Raw genomic sequence first — 22,693 nt, 5'->3', positions numbered from 1 at the left:
AGTCCCGCGCAAGATCCGCGGTGTCCGGTTTTTCCGCAGTCAGGCGGATGCTGTCTTGGCTGGCACGATCAGCGCGTAGATCACCAGCACGGACAATGCGATCACCAGCAGCGACCAGACCGGGAACGCGGCGAGGAACGCGATGTGGCCGATCGCGCACAGCGCGGCGAGCACGATACCGGCCACCCGTGCCCAGACCTGCCCGAGCATGCAGCCCACCCCGACCGCCGCCTGCACGACACCCAGCGCCAGCCAGATCCAGCCCCACGTGGTGAAGTTGAAGATCAACAGCTCGCCAGCGGCGACCAGGAAGTAGTCGGGCCGGAACAACGAGGTCAGGCCGCTGATGATGTCGAAGACGCCGACCAGCAGGATCAGCGAACCCGCGAACGCCAGCCACCCCGACGTTCCGGCCGTCGGCTGCGCGGGTGCCATCGCCCATTGCTTCTGCTCTTCAGGCGCCTTGGTCTCGGCCGTTTCGGCCTTCTCCTCGTAACCGGGCCCGGTCGGTGGACTGGACATCGTGAACGCCCCCTCCACGTGCTCGATGGCATGTCCGCCACCAGCGTCGCGCGTTCAGGGCATTCGTGCAGCACGGCCGGGGGACGCGCCGGTACCGCGCTGCAGGCCACCGGCGGTGCGGAACGCAGGATCCGCTACCCACCGTGACGTCCATTGTGGATGAACATCAGAGCCAGGCGGGAAGTTCGGGCACGTCGCCTTCCAGGAGTTCCGGCCCGGTCCGGCCCAGCAACCAGCCCAGCATCGGGCCCGGCGCACCGCGCACCCGACTCGGCGGCGAGGTGGTGCCGCGCAGGTCCCAGGTCCGCCGGTGATCGCCGAAGTCGACCTCCACCGACAGCGCCGGGACGTCCGCGCGGCCGCCGAACTGCTGCACCGCGTCCTCCAGCAGTTGCTCCACGTCCTGCTGCGGGATGTCGTCGAAGCCGACACCGCAGTCGAGATCGACCAGGTGCACCCACACCTCAAGCAGCCGCAGGCGCAGCACGTGGTGCGCGGGCATCACGTCGCCGACGGCGTCGGCGACCTCCGCCGTCCACGCGGCGGCGGGCAGCGAGCGGACGCCGTGCGCGAAGCGGTCGCAGGAGGCGGTCAGGTCCTCCAGCAGCAACCGGTGGCTGCGCGTCGCTCCTTCGACGATGGCCTCGTCCCGGTCGTCGCCGCTGGCGTACATCAGGTGCTCGATGCCGGTTCGCGCCCAGATCAGCAGGTTCCCGAAGCCGTCGGCGTTGCGCGCCAGGTGCGAGATCACGTGCGCCCTGCTCCAGCCGGGCAGCAGGCTGGCCTGGCGCACCGCGAAGTCGTCCAGGTCGGCGACCGCGTCCAGCAGCCGTGTGCTGGCGTGTTCGATCGCGGCGAGTTGGGCCGTGACCTGGTGGGCGAGTTGCGCGGCGGCCGCGTAGTGCGCACTGCTGCGGCCACCGCTCCCGAGAGCGATGTCAGCCATGGGTCAACCTCTGCGTGAACGAGGGGAGCTCGCGATCGGTGAAACACCGAGCTTAAGTGCGCAGGCCACAGCGACGACAGTGCCCATTCCGGGGGAATTTGCGTATCGTCGGAGAGTGGCGGTCGACTTCCCTGTAACTCACTCGTACGAGTTACGGGAAGGTGGTTGCCGGGCTGCGCGCCGCACGCGATCCGGGACTGTCAGGGGCCCCGAATAGCATGGACGTGCGACGTCGCGCACCTGCCGATGCATCGTTTGCAGTCGGCGCGCGTCCACGTCAACGCCAGAACTTTTCGAAGGGATCACCGTGGCTGACCGCCTTGTCGTTCGCGGCGCCCGTGAGCACAACCTGCGCGGGATCGACCTCGACCTGCCCCGAGACAGCCTGATCGTGTTCACCGGGCTGTCCGGCTCCGGGAAGTCGAGCCTGGCCTTCGACACCATCTTCGCGGAAGGGCAGCGGCGCTACGTCGAGTCGTTGTCCGCGTACGCCCGGCAGTTCCTCGGCCAGATGGACAAGCCCGATGTGGACTTCATCGAGGGCCTGTCCCCGGCGGTGTCGATCGACCAGAAATCCACCAGCCGCAACCCGCGGTCGACGGTGGGCACCATCACCGAGGTCTACGACTACCTGCGGCTGCTGTACGCGCGGGCGGGCAAAGCGCACTGCCCGGCCTGCGGCGAGCCGATCAGCAAGCAGACCCCGCAGCAGATCGTCGACCAGGTGCTGGAGATGCCGGAGCGGGCCAAGTTCCAGGTGCTGGCCCCGGTGGTGCGCGGGCGCAAGGGCGAGTACGTCGACCTGTTCGAGCAGCTGCAGTCGCAGGGCTACGCGCGGGCCCGCGTCGACGGGGTGGTGCACCCGCTGGACACCCCGCCGAAGCTGAAGAAGCAGGAGAAGCACGACATCGCGGTGGTCATCGACCGGCTCACCGTGAAGCCCAGCGCGAAGCAGCGGCTCACCGACTCGGTGGAGACCGCGTTGCGGCTGGCCGACGGGCTGGTGCTGATCGAGTTCATCGACCTCGACGAGGACGACCCGAACCGGGAGCGGAAGTTCTCCGAGAACCTGGCCTGCCCCAACGGCCACCCGCTCGGCGTGGACGAGCTCGAACCCCGGTCGTTCTCGTTCAACTCGCCCTACGGCGCCTGCCCGGAGTGCGCGGGGCTGGGCATCCGCAAGGAGGTCGACCCCGAGCTGGTGGTCCCCGACGAGGACATGTCGCTGGCCGAGGGGGCGATCGCGCCGTGGGCCGGTGGGCACACCGCCGAGTACTTCACCCGGCTGCTCACCTCGCTGTCGGAGGCCATCGGGTTCCGGATGGACGCGCCGTGGCGGCAGCTGTCCACCAAGGTCAAGAAGGCGGTGCTGCACGGCACCAGCGACCAGGTGCACGTCCGGTACCGCAACCGCTACGGGCGGACCCGCTCCTACTACGCCAGCTACGAGGGCGTGATCCCGTTCCTGGAGCGGCGGCTGGAGCAGACCGAGTCCGACTACGCCCGCGAGAAGTACGAGGGCTACATGCGGGAAGTGCCCTGCCCAGCCTGCGACGGGACCCGGCTCAAGCCCGAGATCTTGGCCGTGACGATGGAGAACGACGATCTCGGTGAGCTGTCCATCGCCGGAGTCAGCGCGCTGAGCGTGCGCGAGTGCGCCGCGTTCCTCAACGGGCTGGTGCTGGGTCCGCGGGAGCAGATGATCGCCGGGCGGGTGCTCAAGGAAGTGCAGGCGCGGCTGGGCTTCCTGCTCGACGTGGGGCTGGACTACCTGTCGCTGGACCGCGCGGCGGGGACGCTCTCCGGTGGCGAGGCGCAGCGCATCCGGTTGGCCACCCAGATCGGCTCGGGCCTGGTCGGCGTGCTCTACGTGCTGGACGAACCGTCGATCGGCCTGCACCAGCGGGACAACCACCGGTTGCTGGACACCCTCCAGCGGTTGCGCGACCTGGGCAACACGCTGATCGTCGTCGAGCACGACGAGGACACCGTGCGCAGCGCGGACTGGGTGGTCGACATCGGGCCCGGCGCGGGCGAGCACGGCGGCCAGGTCGTCCACAGTGGACCGTACAAGGAACTGTTGGAGAACACCAGGTCGCTGACGGGCGACTACTTGGCGCGGCGCAAGCAGATCCCGCTGCCCGCGGTGCGGCGTCCGCGGGACCGCAAGCGGCAGCTGACGGTCGTCGGAGCGCGCGAGCACAACCTGCGCAAGATCGACGTGTCCTTCCCGCTGGGGTGCCTGGTGTCGGTCACCGGGGTGTCCGGCTCGGGGAAGTCGACGCTGGTCAACGACATCCTCGCGGCGGTGCTGGCGAACAAGCTCAACGGCGCCCGGCAGGTGCCCGGTCGGCACACCAGGGTCAAGGGCCTGGAAAACGTGGACAAGCTGGTGCAGGTCGACCAGTCGCCGATCGGTCGCACCCCGCGGTCGAACCCGGCCACCTACACCGGCGTGTTCGACCACATCCGCAAGCTGTTCGCGGCGACCACCGAGGCCAAGGTGCGCGGCTACCAGCCGGGCCGGTTCTCGTTCAACGTCAAGGGCGGTCGGTGCGAGGCGTGCGCGGGCGACGGCACGCTGAAGATCGAGATGAACTTCCTGCCGGACGTGTACGTGCCGTGCGAGGTGTGCAAGGGCGCCCGGTACAACCGGGAAACCCTGGAGGTGCACTACAAGGGCAAGACGATCGCCGAGGTCCTCGACATGCCGATCGAGGAGGCCGCGCACTTCTTCGAGCCGATCACCGCCATCCACCGGCACCTGAAGACGCTGGTGGACGTCGGGTTGGGCTACGTCCGGCTGGGCCAGCCCGCGCCGACGCTCTCCGGTGGCGAGGCGCAGCGCGTGAAGCTGGCCAGCGAGTTGCAGAAGCGGTCCACCGGCAAGACGGTCTACGTGCTGGACGAGCCGACCACCGGCCTGCACTTCGAGGACATCCGCAAGCTGCTCGGCGTGATCAACGGTTTGGTGGACAAGGGCAACACGGTGATCGTGATCGAGCACAACCTCGACGTCATCAAGACGGCGGACTGGGTGCTGGACATGGGTCCGGAGGGCGGTTCCGGCGGCGGCGACCTGGTGGCGGAAGGAACGCCGGAGGACCTGGCCGAGATCGACGAGAGCCACACCGGCCGCTTCCTCGCCCGAGCCCTCGCCGAAAGCTGAGCGGTCGTGGGTGCGAACGCGGGCTGGAGGCCGCGTTCGCACCCACGAATCGATTCGTGCGTTGTGTCCGGTTTGTGACTTTCTGTCACTAGGTTCGGAGCATGGCGCAGAACGAGTACTCGGTGTGGAGCAGCCTGATCGTGCAAGCTCCGGCGGAGGCCGTGTTCGACGTGTTGGCCGATCCGAGAAAACACCCGCTCATCGATGGTTCCGGCACGGTGCAAGGAGTTTTGGGCGACCCGGCGCGGTTGGCGCTCGGCTCGAAGTTCGGCATGCGGATGCACAAGGGCGTCGACTATCGGATGACCAGCACCGTGGTGGAGTACGAGGAGAACCGGCTGATCGCGTGGCGGCACATCCTGCCCGCCCGCTGGCGGTACGAACTGGAACCGGAAGGCGTCTCGGCGACGAAGGTGACCGAGACCTACGACTACGCCGCCATGCTGCCGAAAGTGGTGTCCCGAACCGGTATTCCCAAGCAGAACCTGCAATCGATCAAAGCCACCCTGCAACGCCTGAAGTGCTACGTCGAGGACAACCAAACAGAAACGGTCTGACCAAGGGTCAGTTCGGCGAGGTGCAGCCGAGGCCCCGCGGTTCCAGACCGTTGCCGCACCGCCACACGACGTCGGCGTCGGTGTTCGGGCCGTTCATGCGCAGGACCGAGATCGCCTTGTCCACCGGGACCTGCCCGGATTCCGGTCCGAAGTCGATGATCCCGGTGGTGCCGGGCACCCGACCCGCGCCGTTGATCTCGGCGATGCCGCGCCAGACGGAAAGCCCGTTCAGCGGCACCGGATTCCGGCCCTCCGCGGCGACCCTGCCGTCTGTCACGTTCAGCACGGCCTCCTGCAACACCTCGACGGTGTCGTTGGCCAGCATCGCCCGTCCGGTCAGGCCCTCGTCGCGGACGATGGTGCCGTAGAACGACGTGTACTCCAGCGTCACGCCGATGGGCAGGGTCCGGTCGAGCATGAACTTGGTGATGTCGTCGCCGGCCATCAAGTGCGGGACGTCCTGGCCGAGGCTGCGGCAGCGCTGGGTCACCGATTCGACGAACCGCCCGAGCTGGTCCGCTCGCCCGGCGAAGAACAGCAGCTGCTGCTGGCCGCACGGGATTTCGTCCCGGACCGGCGGGTTCCTGTCGTCCATCCGGTCTGGTGGTAGACGGAGCTCCTCACCCAGGTCGTGGGCCAGGTTCTCGCTGTAGAGATCGTTCGACGTGTAGTAGATCTTGACGTTCATCGCAAGGCCGTAGTGGGCGCGGACGTACTGCGCGACGACCTGGGCCTGCCGCCTGTTGTCCGGCCCCACCTGGTGGTACAGCAGGCTGACGTTCTTGAACTCGTCGGCCGAGGTCGTCGTGCCCACCATCGGGAGCCCGGCCTGTCCGAGCCGTTCGATCGACTCGCGCGTGGACGTCCAGCTACCACCGAGCCCAACGACGCCGACGACCGGCGCCTCGGAGTCCGCGCTTCGTTCGGCGAGGGCGGCGATGCTCTCGGCGACGTCGGGGCCGTGCGCCATCCCGGCACCGCCGTTGGCGAGCACGATCCGGATCAGCACGCCACCGTCGAGCTGGGCGGAGTTCTGCGCGTGGGCCAGTCCGCGCAGCTCCTCCAGAACCCCGTTGAGCGTCGAGGAGTTCCGATCGGGGACCGTCAGCGTGCTGAAGTAGACGATCGTCACATAGGGCTTCTCCCTGTTCAGCTCGTGCTCGTCCGCGGCGTTCCGGTTCTGCCGCTGGATCGTCTTCTGCAGACCGACCAGTTCGTTGCGGAACGTTAGCTCGGCAGCGTTCTCGGCCAGGATGTTCGCGGAGAACTGGAAGCTGCCGTCGGAAATCCCGACGCATTCCGTTCCTTCGGCCCACAGCCCGAGGCCCTGCCACGGCAGGAGCTGCCCGCAGGGGCCGAAGTACTGCTTGAGGTACGCGCCGGTGCCAGCGACCAGCAGCAGGACCAGCGCCAGGGCCGGGATGCGGCGCAGCAGCTTGGAATGCTTCAACGGCAGCTCGGTGCGGCCTAGCGTGTTCGGCTCGTCCTCTGAACTCGACTCCTCCGCGACGGGCAGCGGCACGTACCAGGCGGTTGGGGAGCGCTTGCGGCGCGCTTCCTGCAGCGCCTGCTGCCACTTGTCGAGCGTTCCGGATTCGCTCGCGGACTGGGCGTCCGGCAGCGTCCGGGTGCCCGCGCCGATCACCACCAGCGGATCCGGTGCGCCGGTCTCGTTGCGCACGTCGTTGAACAGCCGAACCAGCGTTTCGCCGATGGTGTCCGGCTCCAGGTTCCGCAGCAGCAGGACCGGGTAGCAGTCCTTGGGCACCCAGCGCCAGCGCCACAGCCGCCTGGTGTAGACGTCGGCGAGGTCGCTCAGGAACGCGTGCACCAGGAGTTTGCGGACCTGTTCGGCGTTCTCCCGGCGCGACGGGGTGGTGATCAGGCGCTGCGCGAAGCTCGGGAAGTCCGCTGACTCGCGCGGGGTCAGGTACTGCTGTCGCATGAACCAGCGGGTGACGCGGCCCCGGTGCACCCACCAGGCGTAGTACAGCGGGAAGAAGACCTGCGACAGCACGAACAGGTACCAGGGCAGTTGCTGGGCGGCCGAGGCCCAGGCCCCGCTTTTCAGCTCGGATTGCTTGTCGCGCTTGGGACGGCGGCTGCTGAGGTATTCGCGCAGCAGTTGCCGGGTGTTGGCGTTCGGGCCGTGCACCAGGCTGGTCGGCGGCACGTTCTTGCTGAGCAGCCAGCTCAGCAGCGCGTACCGGCGGAACCGCAGGCGTCCGATCCGCGGCGAGGAGTCGGCCTCGCGCAACCGCTGGGCGGCTTTGTCCAGCAGATTCCTGATCTGGACCGACTGCTTCTGCTGGGAGCTGTCGGGCGCACCCCCGATGTCCAGCGTCACCTTCGGCACGACGGTGCCGAGGTGGTCGGAGAGCTGGTTGATCAGCGCGTTGGCGTCGTTGTCCCGCAGCAGGTGGACGATCGGCTGGTCGGGGATCTTCGCCAGCCGACGCGACCTGATCCACCGCCGACCGAGGCGCCACGGCAGGTCCGAAACCGGTATCCCCTGGCTCGTCGGCAGTTCTGCCACGTACACCCCCTGCGGTCAGCTGATCATCCGACGTGACGTTACCGTCGCGGGCGAAAGAATTGCATGGGATCGCGGAAAGTCCGTTCCGGCGCAGCCAGCGCTGTCCGAGCTTCGCCTTCGATCGCGAACGAGCGCCTGGGTCAGGTAGGGGCGGGGCAGCGTCCGGTGGGGTGCACACCCCGACCGCAGACGAGTACGTAACCGGGTTCGGGGGTACCGCTGGTTTTGCGCAACACGGAAATCGCCTTGTCCACGGGAACCTGGCCGCTCGGTGTCCCGAAGTCGATTGCGCCGCTACTTCCGGGGAACGGATTCGCCCCGTTGAATTCGGCGATCCCGCGCCAGACCGTCGCCCCGGTCAGCGGGATTCGGCTGTCGGTGGTTTTGACCTTGTCCACCGCGAAGTAGAGGAGCTTGACGGCGTCGAACGCCAGGAGAGCACGCCCGCGCAGCGTGGGACTGCTCTGCCCCGGCGTGGGACTGTTCTGCTTCGGCACGTCGTCGAAAGATACGTAGTCGACGGAGACGCCCGGCCTCCCAGCCATCTCCTGGTCGAGTTTGACCTGCGTGGCATCGTCGCCCGCCATCAGGTGGGGGTAGGCATTGGGGTGCAGGCTGCAGTCGCCCTCGACCTTGCTGAGGAAATCGCTGAGATCGTCCGTGCGCCCGGCGAAGAACACGGTTTCCTGCGGGCCGCAGGGAATCTCGACCTCGCTCGGATCTCCGCTCTCCGCCTTGAAGCGGGTTACCTTCGACGTCAGTTGTTCTGCCAGGTTGGCGGCCAGGTTCTCGCTGTAGTGGTCACCTTTGGCGAAGAAGACGGTGACGCCGTCCGGGGGACGGAGCTGGCCGTTCTCGTCCGTCTTGTTGTGGAGCAGGTACGCGGCGACGACTTCGGCTTCGCGCTTGTTGCTCGGCCCGACCTGGTGGTAGAGCCTGCTGGACTCAGGCAGGTCGCTGGCCGAGGTGACCGTGCCGATCACGGGCAGTGCTGCGGGCTCCAGCGCCTTGATCGAATCCTTCGTCTCTTTCCAGCTGCCACCCAGCCCGACCACGCCGATCACCGGGGCTGCTGTGCTCCGTGCCGCGAAATCGACGATGCGGTCGGCGACCAGGCGTCCGTGGCGCATGCCCTCACCACCGTTGGCCAACAAGATCCGCATCGGGACGTTGGCCCCGCGCGCCTCCTCCTGGGCGGCGATGAGTCCTTGCAACTCGTTCGCCACTCCCGCCAACGTCGACGAATCCAGGTCGCGGATTGTGAGGGTGCTGAAGTAGATGACCGTGACGAGCGGTCTTCGCACCGGGTCCCGTTGGTGGCTGTCCACGGCCAAGGCGTTCTGCTGGGCGATGTTCTCCTGCAGACCTCTGAGGAGCTTTTCTTGTTCGATGTCTTCTTGCGGCCGCACGCTGTCCGGGATGTCGGTGAGGAAGAAGTAGGTGCCATCCGAGATCCCGATGCACGTGCCGCTGTCCTGCGGCCCATCGTCGGCGTTCTGCGCTGGTTCGGGCTCAGCGTCCTGCCACCAGAGGTCGGGGTTGCGCCACGGCGTCCAAATGCCGCAGTGATTGCTCCGATGTTCGAAATAACCACCGGTTGAGCCGAACACGAGCAAGATGATCAGGATGACCGGAATCCGGCGCAGCAGCTTGGAATGCTTGAGTCGTGGTACCGCGCGACCCAGCGGATTGGATTGCTCCTCGTCGACCGGCGCTTCGGAGATCCGCAGCGGCACGTACCAAGCGGTGGGCGAACGTCTTCGTCGCGCTGCCTCCAGGTTGGCCTGCCACTCCTTGAGCGTGCCGGACTCGTGAAGTACCGGTGCGTCCCGGAGTTGCTGCTCGCCCGCGGCGACCACCAGCAATGGGTCGGGCGCGCCGGTTTCGTTCCGCACGTCGTTGAGCAGCTTGACCAGGGTTTCACCGATCGTGCCAGGGCGTAGGTTCCTCAGCAGCAGCACCGGATAGCAGTCCTTCGACACCCACCGCCACCGCCAGGGCCGCCTGGTGTGGACGACGGCCAGGTCGGTCAAGAAGGCGTGCACCAGGAGTTTCCGGACCTCTTCGGGGCTTTCCCACTGCGACGGCGTGGTCATCAACCGCTGCGCGAAGCTCGGGAAGTCGGCTGACTCGCGGGGTGCCAGGTAGCGCTGCCGCATGAACCAGCGCGGCGCGCTGCCCCAGCGCACCCAAAGCGCGTAGTACAGCGGCAAGATCGACAACGAGACCAACAAGAGATACCAGGGCAGCTGCCCGGCCGCCGCCGCCCAGGCCGCCGACCTGTGTTCGGATTGTCTCGTGCGCTTCCAGCGGCGACGCAGGTAGGCATGCAGACTCTCGCGGATGACGCCTTGCGGCTGGTGGATCAATTCGCGCCGCGGCTGGTTCTGCTTGAGCAGCCACACCAGCAGTGAGTACCTGGGGAACCGCAGTCGACCGATCCGCCGCCGCGAGTCGTGTTCGAGCAACGCCAGCGCGGCATCTGCGAGCTGCTCCCGCAGCTGTGCCGACTGTTCGCGGTCGCTGCTGTTCGGCGCGGCGCCGACGTCGAGTTCGGCGTGCGGCACGGTCCTGCCGAAATGTTCCGAGAGTTGGGTGATGAGTGCGTCCGCATCGGTGTCGCGCAACAGGTGGACCACCGGCTGGTCCGGAAACCGCCCGAACCGGTTGCGCCGCAACCAACGCTGTTCGAGGCCCTCGGACAGCCTCGATACGGCGATTCCGCGGTTCGCTGGTGTTTCGGACACGCGAACCCCCTGACGTCAGCCGATTGATCGACGTTACCGGTGGACGACGGATTCCGGTCCGCTTTGACTATTTTCACCTCGGCCGACCTGCGACCCCTGGGCGGGTTTGCCAGGGGTGGGGGCCGCCGAGGGGGCGGTATTCGACGCCGAGGGCGTCGAGGCGGGGGAGGTGGTGGTCGACCAGGCGGCGTCGGAAGTCGGCGAGGTCGCGGTCCCGGCTCCAGGCGGTCTCCGCGAACGCGGTGAGCCTCGGGAAGGCCGCGTAGTCCACCCGGCGGGGCGTGTCGAGGTGTTCGGTCCAGACCTGCGCTTGCACGCCTAGCACGCGTTCGGTCAGCGGCTCGTAGGCGTAGACGTCTTCGAGCGTGGTCAGGTAGCCGACCGGGATCGGCTCGTCGGGGTGGTCGGCTTGCCGGTGGTCGAAGTAGAGGCGGTGCTCCGGGCACAGCACGACGTCGTGCCCCCGGTCCGCCGCGCGGATCGCGGTCCGCTCGTCGCGCCAGGCCGCGATGATGGTGTCCGGCGGCAGCGGGTCCACCGAATCGAGGACCTCGTCCCAGCCGGAGGCCCGTCGGCCGCGCGCCTGGACGTGCTCGATGAGCGACCGCAGGAACGCGCCGTGCTCCGCGGTGGCGCCGGGGATCTCGTCGCCGCCGACGCAGATCACCGGGGATGGGAAGATGTCCATCAGGTGGTCGAAAACCGCTCGGTAGAAGTCCGATGTGGACGGATCGGTGTTGAGGATCTGATCGCTGACCCCCCAGCAGTCCCAGACCTGCGGGCGCTCGCCGGTGCCGAGTTCCGGGTAGGCGGCGATCGCGGCCTGGCTGTGTCCGGGCACGTCGACCTCCGGGACCACGGTGATGTGGTGCCGGGCCGCGTGGCCGACGATCTCCCGCAGGTCCTCGACGGTGTAGTAGCCGCCGTGCGGGCGGTCGTCGAACTGCGGTGGCTCGCCGCGCCCGACCATCGACCGGCGCCGCCAGGCGCCGACGCGGGTCAGTTCGGGGAACCTGGGGACCTCGACGCGCCAGCCCTGGTCATCGGTCAGGTGCAGGTGCAGGACGTTGAGCTTGTGCATCGCCAGCAGTTCGATGAACCGGAGCACTTCGCGCTTGGGCAGGAAGTGCCGTGCCACGTCCAGGTGGCAGCCGCGCCAGCCGAACCGCGGCCGGTCCTCGACCCGGCCGCACGGCAGCACGCACCGTCCATAGTGGATCGGCACGGACCGGTACGCCGTCGGGTCGAGCAGTTGCCGCAGGGTTTGCGCGGCGTGGTGCGCACCGGCCGCGTCGTGCGCCACCACCTCCACCCCGCCCGGCCGGATCTCCGCGCGGTAGCCGCCCGGCCCGGACTCGCCCGGATCGGTGCGGAACTCGATCGTCGGCCGCGGTGAGTCGGGCAGCGGCAGCCCGGTGGCCGCGCCGATGTGCTGCCGGAACCACTCCGCGGTGGTGGGTTCGCCGCCGACCGTGGTGCCCTGGTCGAGTTCGAGCACCCCGGCTCCGGGTGCCACAAGCGATGGGCGAGGTACCAGCGAGTCCCAGCTCATGGCTGGTCCGCCTCCAGTTCCGCCTCTCCGCGTTTCGCAGTGGTGGTTGCGTCCAGACGAATCTCCCGTTGCGTGGTTTCTTGTGGCTGGCTTGCGTCACGGTCCCCTGGGGTGCGGTTGAGGAGGACTGGGGTTGGCGCACGGCTACTCATGACTGGTCCGCCTCTCCGCGATTCGCAGTGGTGGTTGCGTCTGGCTCGATCTCGCGTTGCGTGGTTTCTTGTGGCTGGGTTGCGTCACGGTCCCATGAGGTGCGGACTGGGGTTGACACAGGGCTGCTCATCCCTTTACCGCCCCGGCGAGTCCCGACACCAGACGCCGCTGCACCACGACGAAGAAGATGAGCACCGGGATGGTCATCAGCGTGGAACCCGCCATGATGGCTCCCCAATCGTTGCCTTCCGGGGTGAAGAACACCAGGATCGCCATCGGTAGCGTCTGGTTCTCCGTCGCCGAGATGATGAACGTCTTGGCGAACAGGAAGTCGTTCCAGGCGTGGATGAACGACAGCACGCTGGTGGCCACCAGGCCGGGCGCCACCAGCGGGAACAGCACCTGCCAGACGAACCGGGTGCGGCTGGCGCCATCCAGCATGGCGGCCTCCTCCAACTCGACCGGCACCGCGGCCACGAACCCGCGCAGCATCCAGATCGCCAGCGGCAGGCTGAACGCGAGGTGCACCAGCACCAGCGAGCCGAGGTGGTTGAGCCCGAACGCCGGGGCCACCGAACCGACCTCGCGCATCAGGAAGAACAGCGGGATCGTCAGCGCCTCCACCGGAACCATCTGCGCCACCAACAACATCAGCAGCAGCACCACGCGGCCGCGGAACCGGAACCTGGTGAGCGCGACCGCGGCGAGGAACGACATCAGCAGCGACAGCAGCACGACCGCACCGGCAACCAGCAGGCTGTTGACGAAGTACCCGCCCAGTCCGTCCACTGTGAACACCCGCCGGAACCCGTCCAAGGTGGGGGCGAACGTCCAGGGGCGGGGGTCGGTGGACTGCAGTTCGCCTTCCGGCTTGAACGCCGACAGCACCATCCAGTACAGCGGGAAGGCCACCACCAGGGCGATCACAACGGCGACCGCGTTGGCGGCCAGCAGCCGCGGCTTGCGCAACGCACTCATCCCAACGCCTCGCCCTTCCGCTGCGCCCGCAGGTAGCCCAGCGTGATCAGCATGAGCAGCACGGTCATCACCACGCCGATCGCCGATCCGAGGCCGTAGTTCGACCCGGCGAACGCCTCTTGGTAGGCGTAGACGTTGAGCACCATGTTCTGCCCGGCGACGCCACCGCCGTTGGTCATCACGTAGATCTGGGTGAAGATCTTGAAGTCCCAGATGATCGACTGGATGGTGGCGATCACCAGCACCGGGCGCAGCATCGGCAACAGCACGCTGCGCGCGGTCCGAAACACCGACGCTCCGTCCAGCGCGGCGGCCTCCACCATCTCGCCGGGAATCCCGCTGAGCCCGGCATAGGTGGTGACCAGCACGAACGGGAACGAGCACCAGATCACCTCGGCGGCGACCAGCCCGAAGGCCACGAACCGGTCGTAGGTCCACGAGAAGCCCGCCGCGGCGTCCACGCCGACACCGGTGAGCACCTCGTTGACCAGCCCGAAGTCCTGGTCGAACAGGAACAGCCAGACCGTCGAACCGGCCACCGCCGGGGTCGCCCAGGCGCCCATCGCGGCTAGGAACAGCAGCATCCGGGGCAGCGGGCTGATCCTGGTGGCCAGCACGGCCAGCGCGATGCCGACCGCCAGGCTGCCGACCACGCACACCAAGGCGAACACGCAGGTCTGCAGCAGGATCGTCCAGAACCGGTCGTCGCCGAGCAGCGCCAGGTAGTTGCCCGCGCCGAGGAATTCCAGCGGAGCCCCACCGGAGGACTGCGCCTGGCCGTACTCGTAGAGGGAGATCTGCACCAGCTGGTACAGCGGGTAGCCCATCATGCCGATGAGCAGCAGCCCGGCCGGAGCCAGGTAGAGCAGCGCCGCCATTCAGCGGCCTTCGAAGACGGCGTTCATCTGCTCGGCCGCACCGCTGGTGGCCGCTTCGACGGTGCTGCCAGTGATGATCCGCTGCACCATGGTCGGCAGCACGCCCTGCGCGTCGATCTCCGACCAAGCGGCCGAGGTCGGCACGAATCGGGTGCCGGCCTGCAGGGTCTGCACGAAGGGCGCGACCGCCGGGTCACCTGCCGCGAGCTCCTGCTGCACATCGGTGAACGTCGGCAGGTTGCCCATCGCCGCGTACATCTTGCGCTGGTACTCCTTGCCCGCGAGCAGTTGCACGAACTCCCGGGACAGCGTCGCGCGCTTCGACGACTTCAGAACGCCCAGCATGTTGCCGCCCGCGAAGGCCGGGGCCAGCGAACCGGCGGTGTCACCGGGCAGCGGCACGACGGCGTACTTCCCAGCAGCGGCACCGGCGTTGACCGCGGCGCGGTTGAAGTCGCCGCCGATGGTCATCGCGGCCTTGCCGGAGGCGAACGCCTGCACGGCCTGGCTGCCGGTCAGGTCCGCGCACTGCTCGCGCGGGCAAGCTCCGCCACTGATCAGCGAGGCGTACGTGGCGATGCCCTGACGGGCGGCTGGCTGGTCCACAGTGGATACCCAGCGGTCGCCATCGCGGCGGGCCAGGTCACCTCCAGCGGACCAGATGAACGGCATCAGCGCGTAGTGGTACTTGCCGCCGACGGCGATCCCGTACATGTCGGGGCGGGCGGCGCGGATCCGCTGCGCGGTGTCCACGAGTTCCGCGGTCGTGCGGGGCGGTTGCAGGCCGAGCTCGGCGAAGACGTCGGTGCGGTAGTACAGCGCGCGGATGCCGGTGTACCAGGGCACGCCGTAGACCTTCCCGTCCACCTTCGCGGTGTCCAGCACCGATGGGTTCAGGTCGGCGGATTCCGGCCACTGCGGGAGGTTCCCGGTGAGGTCGGCCAGGCCACCGGCGGCGACGTATCCGGCCAGGTCGGTGTTGCCGAACTCAGCGACGTCCGGGGCGCTGGCCGGGTCGTTGAACGCGCCGGTGAACCGCTGCGCTCGGGTGTCCACGGCGATGTACTGCACGTCGACCTGCACGCCCTGGTGCTCGGCCTCGAAGCGGGCGACCGCCTCGTCCACAGTGGCCTGCTTCGGGCCGCGGTTGGCCTCGTCGAACAGCCAGACCCGCAGGATGCCGGTGCGTTCGTCCTCGGCGGGCGCGGTCTGCTGGACCTGCGGAGGACCGCAGGCCGCCAGTAACGCGCCGATGGCCGCGACGGTGATGGCTTTCCATGCCCGCATGGCGTTCTCCGTTGCACTGTCCGCAGTTCCGGTTCTGCGCTGCGGGCCTGTCCTCGTCCTGGGGCTGCGCCGTCTCGCTGCCGTTGTGGCTGTCTTCCCCGAGACGACGCCTGAAAACCCGCTGCGAACAGCGAGATCGAAGACAGGCGCTGAGCAATCGGATGGTATGGATCACGCTGCCCGATGGCAAGGTCTGAACCAATCTTCGCTCGTGCGGGATCGTGTCGCTGCGCCGCCGTGACCGGGCCGCGATCTAGGTTTTTCCCCGTGAACAACGGGAAAATCGGGGATTTCACAGATCGTCGCGGAGTGCCTGCCGCTGCCAGGATTGATCATCCGCCGCCGTCGTCCGACCCGTCGAGGGAGCCGACTGTGGAGACGCGCGCATGATCGCCGGAGTCCTCGCCGCCGTCCTCGCGGCCTCCCTGGTGGCGCCGGTCCAACCGGATGCGTGGACCGGTCCGCTGCGCACCGAAGGCCGCTACATCGTCGACAGCAGTGGGAACCGCTTCAAGCTCAAGGCCGGGAACTGGCACGGTGCCAGCGGCACGTGGAACGGCATCGGCGACGTGAACGATCCGGCCAACTACCACGAGGGCGAGAACAGCAGCGGCATCCCGCTCGGCTTGGACCGGGCCCCGATGCATGAAATCGTGCGCAGCTTCCAGGAACTCGGGCTGAACAGCATCCGGCTGCCGTTCTCCAACGACATGATCCACGACGCGGCGATCGTGCCGGATGCGGCGGTGGCCGCGAATCCGCAGCTGCGGGGCAAGACCCGGCTGCAGGTGTACGACGCGGCCGTTGCCGCGCTCACCGACAGCGGCTTCGCGGTGATCCTGAACAACCACACGAACACGACGCGCTGGTGCTGCGGCATCGACGGCAACGAGCGCTGGAACAGCAGCCAGAGCGCCGAGAAGTGGCAGGCAGGCTGGCTTTTCATGGCCGGTCGGTACCGGGACAACCCGCGCGTGGTGGGCGCGGACCTCTACAACGAGGTGCGGCGCGACATCCTCAACGACCCGAACTGGGGGTTGGGCGACGACCACGACTGGTACGCGGCGGCGCAGCGCGCGGGCGACCGCTTCCTCACCGAAGCCAACCCGAACCTGCTGATCATCATCGAAGGCATCAACTGGGTGGGCATCCCGGCCGACGGGCTGCCGCACGGTCGGCCGACGCTGGAACGGGCCCGCACCCTCTCGCACACGCTGGTGACCTCGGGGAAACTGGTGTACTTGGCGCACTTCTACGGCTACACCGGCCCGAACCACAGCGGTGCCATCGGGATCGGCGAGACGCACGACCCCCGCTACCAGGACCTGGGACGCGACCAGCTGTACGAGGTGCTGCGCAGGCAGGCGTTCTTCATCACCGAGGAAGGCCAGCACTTCACCGCGCCGCTGTGGATCAGCGAGTTCGGCGTGGGCGGCGGGACGAGCAGGACCCGAAGGTCCGGGCGTGGTTCAACGATTTCGTCGATTTCCTGATCGCCAACGACACGGACTTCGCCTACTGGCCGCTGGTCGGCTGGCACCAGAACCGGCAGGGCAACGGCTGGGGCCTGGCGCACTGGGACGCGGCGGGCAACCGCATGTTCATCGATGACGGCGACGACTGGCGGGCACCGGCCTGGCACCGCCTGGTGGGCGCCGCAGCTGGGGGCGCGCGGCCCGTGGATACCTGGCGGATGTTGGGTGTGGATCACGGCGATCTCGTCCAGTCGGCGCGGATGCGCGGCGAACCGGACTGGGATCCGGGTGCCCGCAAGGCGGTCTGCCCGGACGGCCAGCGCCTGATCGGGCTGAGCCACACGGGCTCACGCGGTCTGTGCAGCGACACCGGCGGAGCGGATCAGTGGGACGCGGGCTACGAAGTGGTCCGCGACGAGCGGCACGTGACCGACGACTGGGCGCCGGGCTTCACGAAGTTCCAGTGCCCGCCGGACTCGTTCGTCACCGGCTACGCCGCCCGCAGTGCGGACCTGTCATCGGTGCTGTGCGGCAAGGTCGGCGAGCCACCAGGAACGACCGGGCGCACGGTCTGGTTCGACCGCGCCGATGCCCGCCCACCGGACGCCCACGGCGGCGATTTCGCCTCCGGCCACTTCAAAGGACAGTGCGCCGACGGCGAGAACATCGCCGGTGTGGCCTGGAGCGCCCGCGTGTACTCCCCAACCCGCGAACCGGACGCACTGCTCTGCCAAACCATCCGTCCGCGTGATGAGTGAGGGGCACCCGTGACCAAGTAACTGGGTCACGGGTGCCCCTCACCTCGGAAAAATCGCTCGGATGTGGGTCACCCGTGGAAGGTGAGGGCTGCGACGGATGGGCAGTCGTAGCGGTCCTGGGTCGGGGTGAGGGCTCCGGTGGCGGGGTCGCGGGCCAGGCGGGTGATCACGCCCGCGCGCTGGTTCGCGACGTACAGCGAGGTTTCCTCCGGGTCGAGGGTGAAGTGGCGGGGCCAGTTGCCGCCGGTCGGCGTGACGCTCTGGAAGGTCAGGCCCGCGTCGTCGGTGGTGAAGGTGGCGATGTTGTCGTCGCCCCGGTTGGAGGCGTAGACGAACTTGGCGTCGCGGGACACCGCGATCTCGGCCGGGAAGTTCTCGCCGGTCGCACCCGGTTCGCGGCTGCTGAGCACCTGCCCCGGGGCGAACTGCCCGGCTTCGAGATCCCAGTCCAGCACGGTGATCGTGGAGTTCAGCTCGGCGAGCAGGTACGCGCGGTCGTAGTTGAACGCCAAGTGCCGGGGACCGGTGCCAGCGGGCAGTTCCAGGTGCTGGTGCTGGGTGAGCTTGCCGGTGGCCGGGTCGAAGGCGTAGACGAACACCGCGTCAGCGCCGAGGTCGACGGACACGACCCACTGCTTGCTGGGGTCCACGAGCACCTGGTGGGCGTGCGGCTCGGCGCCGGGATGCTTGATGAGGTCGGTGGATTCGCCGATGCTGCCGTCGGCGTTGCGCCGGTGCACGGCCACCGTGCCGTCGGTGTAGTTGGCGGTGAACAGGAACTCGCCGCTGGGGTGCACGGTCAGGTGCGTCGGACCCGCGCCGCCGCTGGACTGGCTGCCCAGGACCACCGGGTGATGCCCGGACAGGTCGACGGCGGTGATCGTGCCCTGCGGCAGTTCGTTGGTGACGTAGAGGTACCGGTGGTCCGGCGACCAGGCGAAGAACGACGCGTCGGGAACTCCGTCGACGATTCCGGACGGTTCGAGCACACCTGCGTCGTCGCGGATCGCGACCTCCAGGCCACGGCCCGGCGGGGCGGCGGAGGTGTAGCTGCCGATGAGCGTCATCAAGCCCGCCTGGTGGCTCACCGCGGGCTGCGGTGCGGCCGCCGGAGCCGCCGCGCAGGCGGCGCTCGTCGTGGTGATCGCACCGGCCGCACCGGCGAAGCCGACCGCGCCGACTGCGGTGAGGAACCGGCGACGCGGCATTCCGTTGTCCCGCACGATGTTCTCCCTGTTCGGTGGATGATCGCGGGACAGTCTGCCGCATCCGACCCCAGTGGACTAGACCAAAATGGCGTAGTGCTCGGTGCCCACCTCCGGACGTATCGTGCACGTCACCGACGCACGCTCCGCCCCTCGCTTCGAGGCGCCCACCCGCGCATCGCAGCTCAGGGCAGCGCGGCCGCCCGCTGCGCGGGCTTGGCGGCGGGAGCCACGTCGGCGCCTCGGCTGCCGCCGCAGGGACCTGCCGTGCTCCAGTCGGGATCGACGTCCCGGCAGGCACCACCGGCTTTCTGCGCCTGCACCATCTCCGCGACATCGGCGAGCAGCCGCTTCGCGTCGTAGACGACGCCGTTGCGGATCGTCCACTGCACGCCGCCGATGCGGGTGATGTCCCCGGTTTCCGCATCGAGCCGCGGTGTGCCCGTGCCGTACAGCGTCTTCAAGTCCTGCAAGGGGTTCTCGCCGACGATGGCCAGGTCCGCCAGCAGCCCCTCCTCGACCAGACCGAACTCCGGCTTCGCCCCGGTGGGCTCGGCCAGCGTCTGAGCGGTGTTGTACGTCATCGCCTCGATCGCTTCGATCGGCGTCAGTCCGGCCTCGCGCAGCATCTCCAGTTCGGTGATGTTGGCGAAACCGTAGAGGTTGTAGATGTAGCCGGGGTCGGTGCCGCCCGCGATGCGACCACCGATCGACTTGTAGTCGTGGACCAGCTGCATGTACTGCAGGTAGAAGCGCTTCCAGCTCACCTCGTCCTCGGTCCGCCAGTCGTAGTAGAACGAACCGTGCGCTTCCGGGCTGGGCTCCCAGAAGTTCCACAGCGAGGGCAGGGCGAAGCGCGGATGCCACTCCAGGCCGCGGACCCGCAGCAGGTCGCGTCCGGCCAGGTAGACGCCGAAGGTGGGCCCGAACGTCACGCCGTTGTCGCGCTGCTGCGCCAGATACGACCGCCACTGCGGCGAGTCCGGTGCGAAGGTGTAGTTGATCACCTCGGCCACCGCGCGCCACCGGGACGCCTCGTTCTCGTAGTCGTAGCCCGGTGGTTTGGGGTGTTCCCGGCCTTCCTTGAGCAGCGCCTCGAAGTGGCCGTAGAAGTGCGTCACGGTGCCGAGGCCCATCCGGCCGGTTTCCAGCGCGTTGAGCTGCGGGTAGATCGGCGGCGAGTGATGCATGGTGGTGCCCATCCCGTGCTGCCCCGCAGCCGTGATCGCGGCTTCGATCTCCGCGCGTCCGTAGGGTCCCTCGCCGAAGAACTTGATCCCGTCGACGCCGTGCTGTGCCGCCCACGCCACCCAACGGCGGGCCTTGTCCGGCGAGTCGACCGGACCGTCTTCCCAGCCACTGCCTGGAGTCTGGTAGTTGATGATGCGCGGTGCCACGATCTCGTTGCGCTCGCTGCGTTCCCGGTCTGACACGGCGTCGTCGTTATCGGCGATCGAAACGCCCCGCACCGTCGTAACACCGTGGCCCAGCCACAGTTTGTACGCATATGTCCGCGGCGTATCGCCGGTCCCGGTGTGGGTGTGCTCGTCCACCAGACCGGGCAGCATCCACATGCCCGTCGCGTCGATCTCGTGCTCGGCATCGTGCGGTGGGCGGTTCGGTGCCAGCACCTGGGACGGCGCACCCGCCGGGATGATCTGCTGAATGCGGTTGCCGCTGATGACGACGTCCACCGGCCCGCGTACCGCGCCGCCGGTCCCGACGATCACGTTGACGCCGCGGATCACCAGTTTCTCGAACGGGCCCTGGCCTTCTCCGGGACCGCGGGGCGGCGTGGGCGAATCCGCTGGCACCAGCGCGCTCGCGTTGGCCAACGTCGGCGTCAGTCCCACCAAACCGGCTGCGGCACCAGCGGTTCGCAGCAACGACCGTCTGCTCAGGTCCATGCGGACACTCCTCGCCGTCGGTGAACCGTTCTTCGATTGTCGATCTGTGGCAGATTACGGACGTTCCGAACACCCCAGCAAGCGATCCAGCACCACACCGTTTAGGACGTTCGGCCGAGCCGACGTCGTGAGCGCCCCCGCGGGAGGAAACGAACCCCACGTTGGCGCGCTCCATAGCGACGGTGATGGGTGAGGGGCACCCGTGACCAAGTAACTGGGTCACGGGTGCCCCTCACCTCTTACGCGAACGGGGTCGTGGGGGGGTTAACCGGGGGGGGGCCGGGTGGGCCCCCACCCCCGGGGGGGGGGGGGGGGGGGGTTTGGGGTGGGGGGGGCGGGGGGGGGGGCCCCCCCCCCCCCCACAACCCCCCGGGGGCCCCCCGGGGGGGGGGGGGGGCCCCCCCCCCACGACTGTCGGCGGGTCTGAGTGGGTTTGCGAAGCGCGTGGCCCGGCAGGGCGTCGGTGCGGCGGCCGTCGTCGATCACCGCGACACCGTTGACCAGGACGTGCGGAATCCCCGTCGCCTGCTGGCGGGGCTCGTCGAAAGTCGCGGTGTCGGCAACGGTGTCCGGGTCGAAGAGCACCAGGTCGGCGGCGAATCCCGGACGGATCCGGCCCCGATCGGTCAGGCCCAGCCGGTCGGCCGCGCGAGCGGTCAGGTGCTGGACGCATTCCTCCAGTCCGAGCACCCCGAGCTCACGCACGTAACGCCCGAGATAGCGGGGAAACGTGCCCCATGCGCGCGGATGCGGACGGCTGCCGACCAGGAGCCCGTCGCTGCCCGCGGTGTGGGTTCGGTGCCGCATGATGGCCTGCACGTTGTCCTCGTGACCGATGTGCATCAAGCACGAGCTGCCGAGTTCTTCGGACAGCAGCACGTCGAAGTAGAACTCGGTCGGCTGCTTTCCCGTGGCGCGGGCGGATTCGGCAACGCTGCGGCCGACCAGGTGACCGTTGTCGGGACGCCGAACCCCGTTGATCTCGATGGTGGCCCAGTCGACCGGCACACCGTGGCAGCCGTCGGAGCCCGCTTCCTCCATGACGACGCGAATCCGCTCGCGCTGCGCCGGATCCCGCAAGCGCTCCAAGGTGGCTGCCACTCCGCCTGCCATCGCCCAGCTGGGCAGCAGCGCGTGCAGCGAGGTGCTACCCGGCAGGTACGGGTAGGTGTCGAGGGTGATGTCGCAGCCGTCCGCCAACGCGGTGTCCAACATGGACAGCAGCTCAACAGCCCGGCCCTTGTTGACATCGAAGTTCATCGTGGCGTGCGCCAAGTGCAGCGGGCAGCCGGAGGTCCTGCTGACCTCGATCATCTCCGCGTACGCCGCCAACGCACCAGCACCATAACTGCGATGGTGCGGGCTGTAGTACCCGCCGCGTGCGGCGACCACTTCGCAGAGCGCGGCGAGTTCACCGGTGTCGGCGTACATGCCGGGGGTGTAGGTCAGCCCCGACGACATGCCGAAGGCGCCCTCGTCCAGCGACCGCGCGAGCACCTCGCGCATCCGGTCCAGTTCGGCATCCGTGGCGCGCCGGTCGTCGTACCCGACGCACAGCAGCCGGAGGGTGCCCTGCGGTACCAGGTAGGCGGCGTTGGCGGCGATGCCGACGTCGAGCCGGTCGAGGTATTCGGCAACGCTGCGCCAGTTCCAGTCGAACCCGACCGGATCGTCGTTCCAACCCCCGAGCTGGGTGCGCAGCGTGGCCAGCGTGGCGTCGTCCACCGGCGCGTAGGACAGCCCGTCCTGGCCGATGACCTCCAACGTCACGCCCTGCGACACCTTCGCGGTGTGCTCCGGCTCGGCCAGGATCTGCAGGTCGGAGTGCGCGTGCATGTCGATGAAGCCGGGCGCCAGCACCAGACCGTCGGCGTCGATCGCGCCTCTGCCGCTCAATCGTCCGGGCTCGGCGATTTCGGCGATCCGTCCTCGGGCGATCCCGACGTCGGCCCGGTAGCTCGGTCCGCCGTCACCGTCGACGACCCGCGCCCCGCGCACCACCACGTCCACGAAACCTCCCCGG

15 protein-coding genes are annotated in these 22,693 nt (G+C 68.4%); 4 read left to right on the top strand and 11 right to left on the bottom strand.

Annotated elements, in window-relative coordinates; translation table 11 throughout:
• Positions 1–39 precede the first annotated feature (39 nt).
• Both MOQ72_RS11425 and MOQ72_RS11420 read right to left on the bottom strand, forming a co-directional pair.
• Positions 40–522, bottom strand: a complete 483-nt coding sequence (locus tag MOQ72_RS11425) for a DUF7144 family membrane protein (RefSeq protein WP_242182845.1) — start codon at positions 520–522, stop codon at positions 40–42.
• 166 nt (positions 523–688) lie between these two features.
• Positions 689–1,468 (bottom strand): maleylpyruvate isomerase family mycothiol-dependent enzyme, encoded by a 780-nt coding sequence (locus tag MOQ72_RS11420; RefSeq protein ID WP_242182843.1) that lies wholly within the window; start codon positions 1,466–1,468, stop codon positions 689–691.
• Between the two features lie 307 nt (positions 1,469–1,775).
• Between MOQ72_RS11420 and uvrA the strand changes: the two genes are divergently transcribed.
• Together uvrA and MOQ72_RS11410 are read left to right on the top strand one after the other, a co-directional pair.
• Positions 1,776–4,637 carry an excinuclease ABC subunit UvrA gene (gene uvrA / locus MOQ72_RS11415; RefSeq protein ID WP_242182841.1) on the top strand — a complete coding sequence of 954 codons (2,862 nt, stop codon included), beginning with the start codon at positions 1,776–1,778 and terminating at the stop codon, positions 4,635–4,637.
• Between the two features lie 101 nt (positions 4,638–4,738).
• Positions 4,739–5,194: an SRPBCC family protein gene (locus tag MOQ72_RS11410; protein WP_242182839.1), complete on the top strand. Its 456-nt coding sequence runs from the start codon at positions 4,739–4,741 to the stop codon at positions 5,192–5,194.
• A gap of 7 nt (positions 5,195–5,201) precedes the next feature.
• On the opposite strand, the gene MOQ72_RS11405 is transcribed toward MOQ72_RS11410, so the two are convergent.
• The 6 genes from MOQ72_RS11405 to MOQ72_RS11380 form a co-directional block, all read right to left on the bottom strand.
• Entirely contained in the window at positions 5,202–7,730 is a 2,529-nt protein-coding gene (locus MOQ72_RS11405) for a type 1 periplasmic-binding domain-containing protein (RefSeq protein ID WP_242182837.1), read from the bottom strand.
• Between the two features lie 140 nt (positions 7,731–7,870).
• Positions 7,871–10,477, bottom strand: coding sequence for a hypothetical protein (locus MOQ72_RS11400; protein WP_242182835.1), 2,607 nt, complete (start codon positions 10,475–10,477; stop codon positions 7,871–7,873).
• A 73-nt stretch (positions 10,478–10,550) separates the two neighbouring features.
• Positions 10,551–12,029, bottom strand: coding sequence for a beta-N-acetylhexosaminidase (locus MOQ72_RS11395; protein ID WP_242182833.1), 1,479 nt, complete (start codon positions 12,027–12,029; stop codon positions 10,551–10,553).
• Between the two features lie 279 nt (positions 12,030–12,308).
• Positions 12,309–13,160, bottom strand: a complete 852-nt coding sequence (locus MOQ72_RS11390; protein ID WP_242182831.1) for a carbohydrate ABC transporter permease — start codon at positions 13,158–13,160, stop codon at positions 12,309–12,311.
• Positions 13,157–14,038, bottom strand: coding sequence for a carbohydrate ABC transporter permease (locus tag MOQ72_RS11385; RefSeq protein WP_242182829.1), 882 nt, complete (start codon positions 14,036–14,038; stop codon positions 13,157–13,159). The genes MOQ72_RS11390 and MOQ72_RS11385 overlap by 4 nt, the downstream gene beginning before the upstream one ends.
• Positions 14,039–15,325, bottom strand: a complete 1,287-nt coding sequence (locus MOQ72_RS11380; protein ID WP_242182827.1) for an extracellular solute-binding protein — start codon at positions 15,323–15,325, stop codon at positions 14,039–14,041.
• Between the two features lie 386 nt (positions 15,326–15,711).
• Between MOQ72_RS11380 and MOQ72_RS11375 the strand changes: the two genes are divergently transcribed.
• Positions 15,712–16,818, top strand: a complete 1,107-nt coding sequence (locus tag MOQ72_RS11375) for a glycoside hydrolase family 5 protein (RefSeq protein ID WP_242182824.1) — start codon at positions 15,712–15,714, stop codon at positions 16,816–16,818.
• Complete coding sequence (locus tag MOQ72_RS11370; RefSeq protein ID WP_242182822.1) at positions 16,734–17,558, top strand: hypothetical protein; 825 nt, start codon at positions 16,734–16,736, stop codon at positions 17,556–17,558. The genes MOQ72_RS11375 and MOQ72_RS11370 overlap by 85 nt, the downstream gene beginning before the upstream one ends.
• Before the next feature lie 68 nt (positions 17,559–17,626).
• Here the strand turns inward: MOQ72_RS11370 and MOQ72_RS11365 are convergent, their stop codons facing one another.
• From MOQ72_RS11365 to MOQ72_RS11355, 3 genes are all read right to left on the bottom strand, one after another.
• Positions 17,627–18,781, bottom strand: coding sequence for a lactonase family protein (locus MOQ72_RS11365; protein WP_242182820.1), 1,155 nt, complete (start codon positions 18,779–18,781; stop codon positions 17,627–17,629).
• 167 nt (positions 18,782–18,948) lie between these two features.
• Positions 18,949–20,670, bottom strand: coding sequence for an amidohydrolase family protein (locus tag MOQ72_RS11360; RefSeq protein ID WP_242182818.1), 1,722 nt, complete (start codon positions 20,668–20,670; stop codon positions 18,949–18,951).
• A 264-nt stretch (positions 20,671–20,934) separates the two neighbouring features.
• The gene (locus MOQ72_RS11355; protein WP_242182816.1) at positions 20,935–22,680 is read right to left on the bottom strand and encodes an N-acyl-D-amino-acid deacylase family protein; all 1,746 of its coding nucleotides are present in this window, start codon (positions 22,678–22,680) and stop codon (positions 20,935–20,937) included.
• Positions 22,681–22,693 lie beyond the last annotated feature (13 nt).

It is taken from the genome of Saccharopolyspora soli, assembly GCF_022678645.1.
GTDB classification, from domain to species: Bacteria; Actinomycetota; Actinomycetes; order Mycobacteriales; family Pseudonocardiaceae; genus Saccharopolyspora; species Saccharopolyspora soli.
The sequence above is the reverse complement of the archived record's forward strand: the minus strand, read 5'-3'. Positions and strand labels throughout refer to the sequence as shown.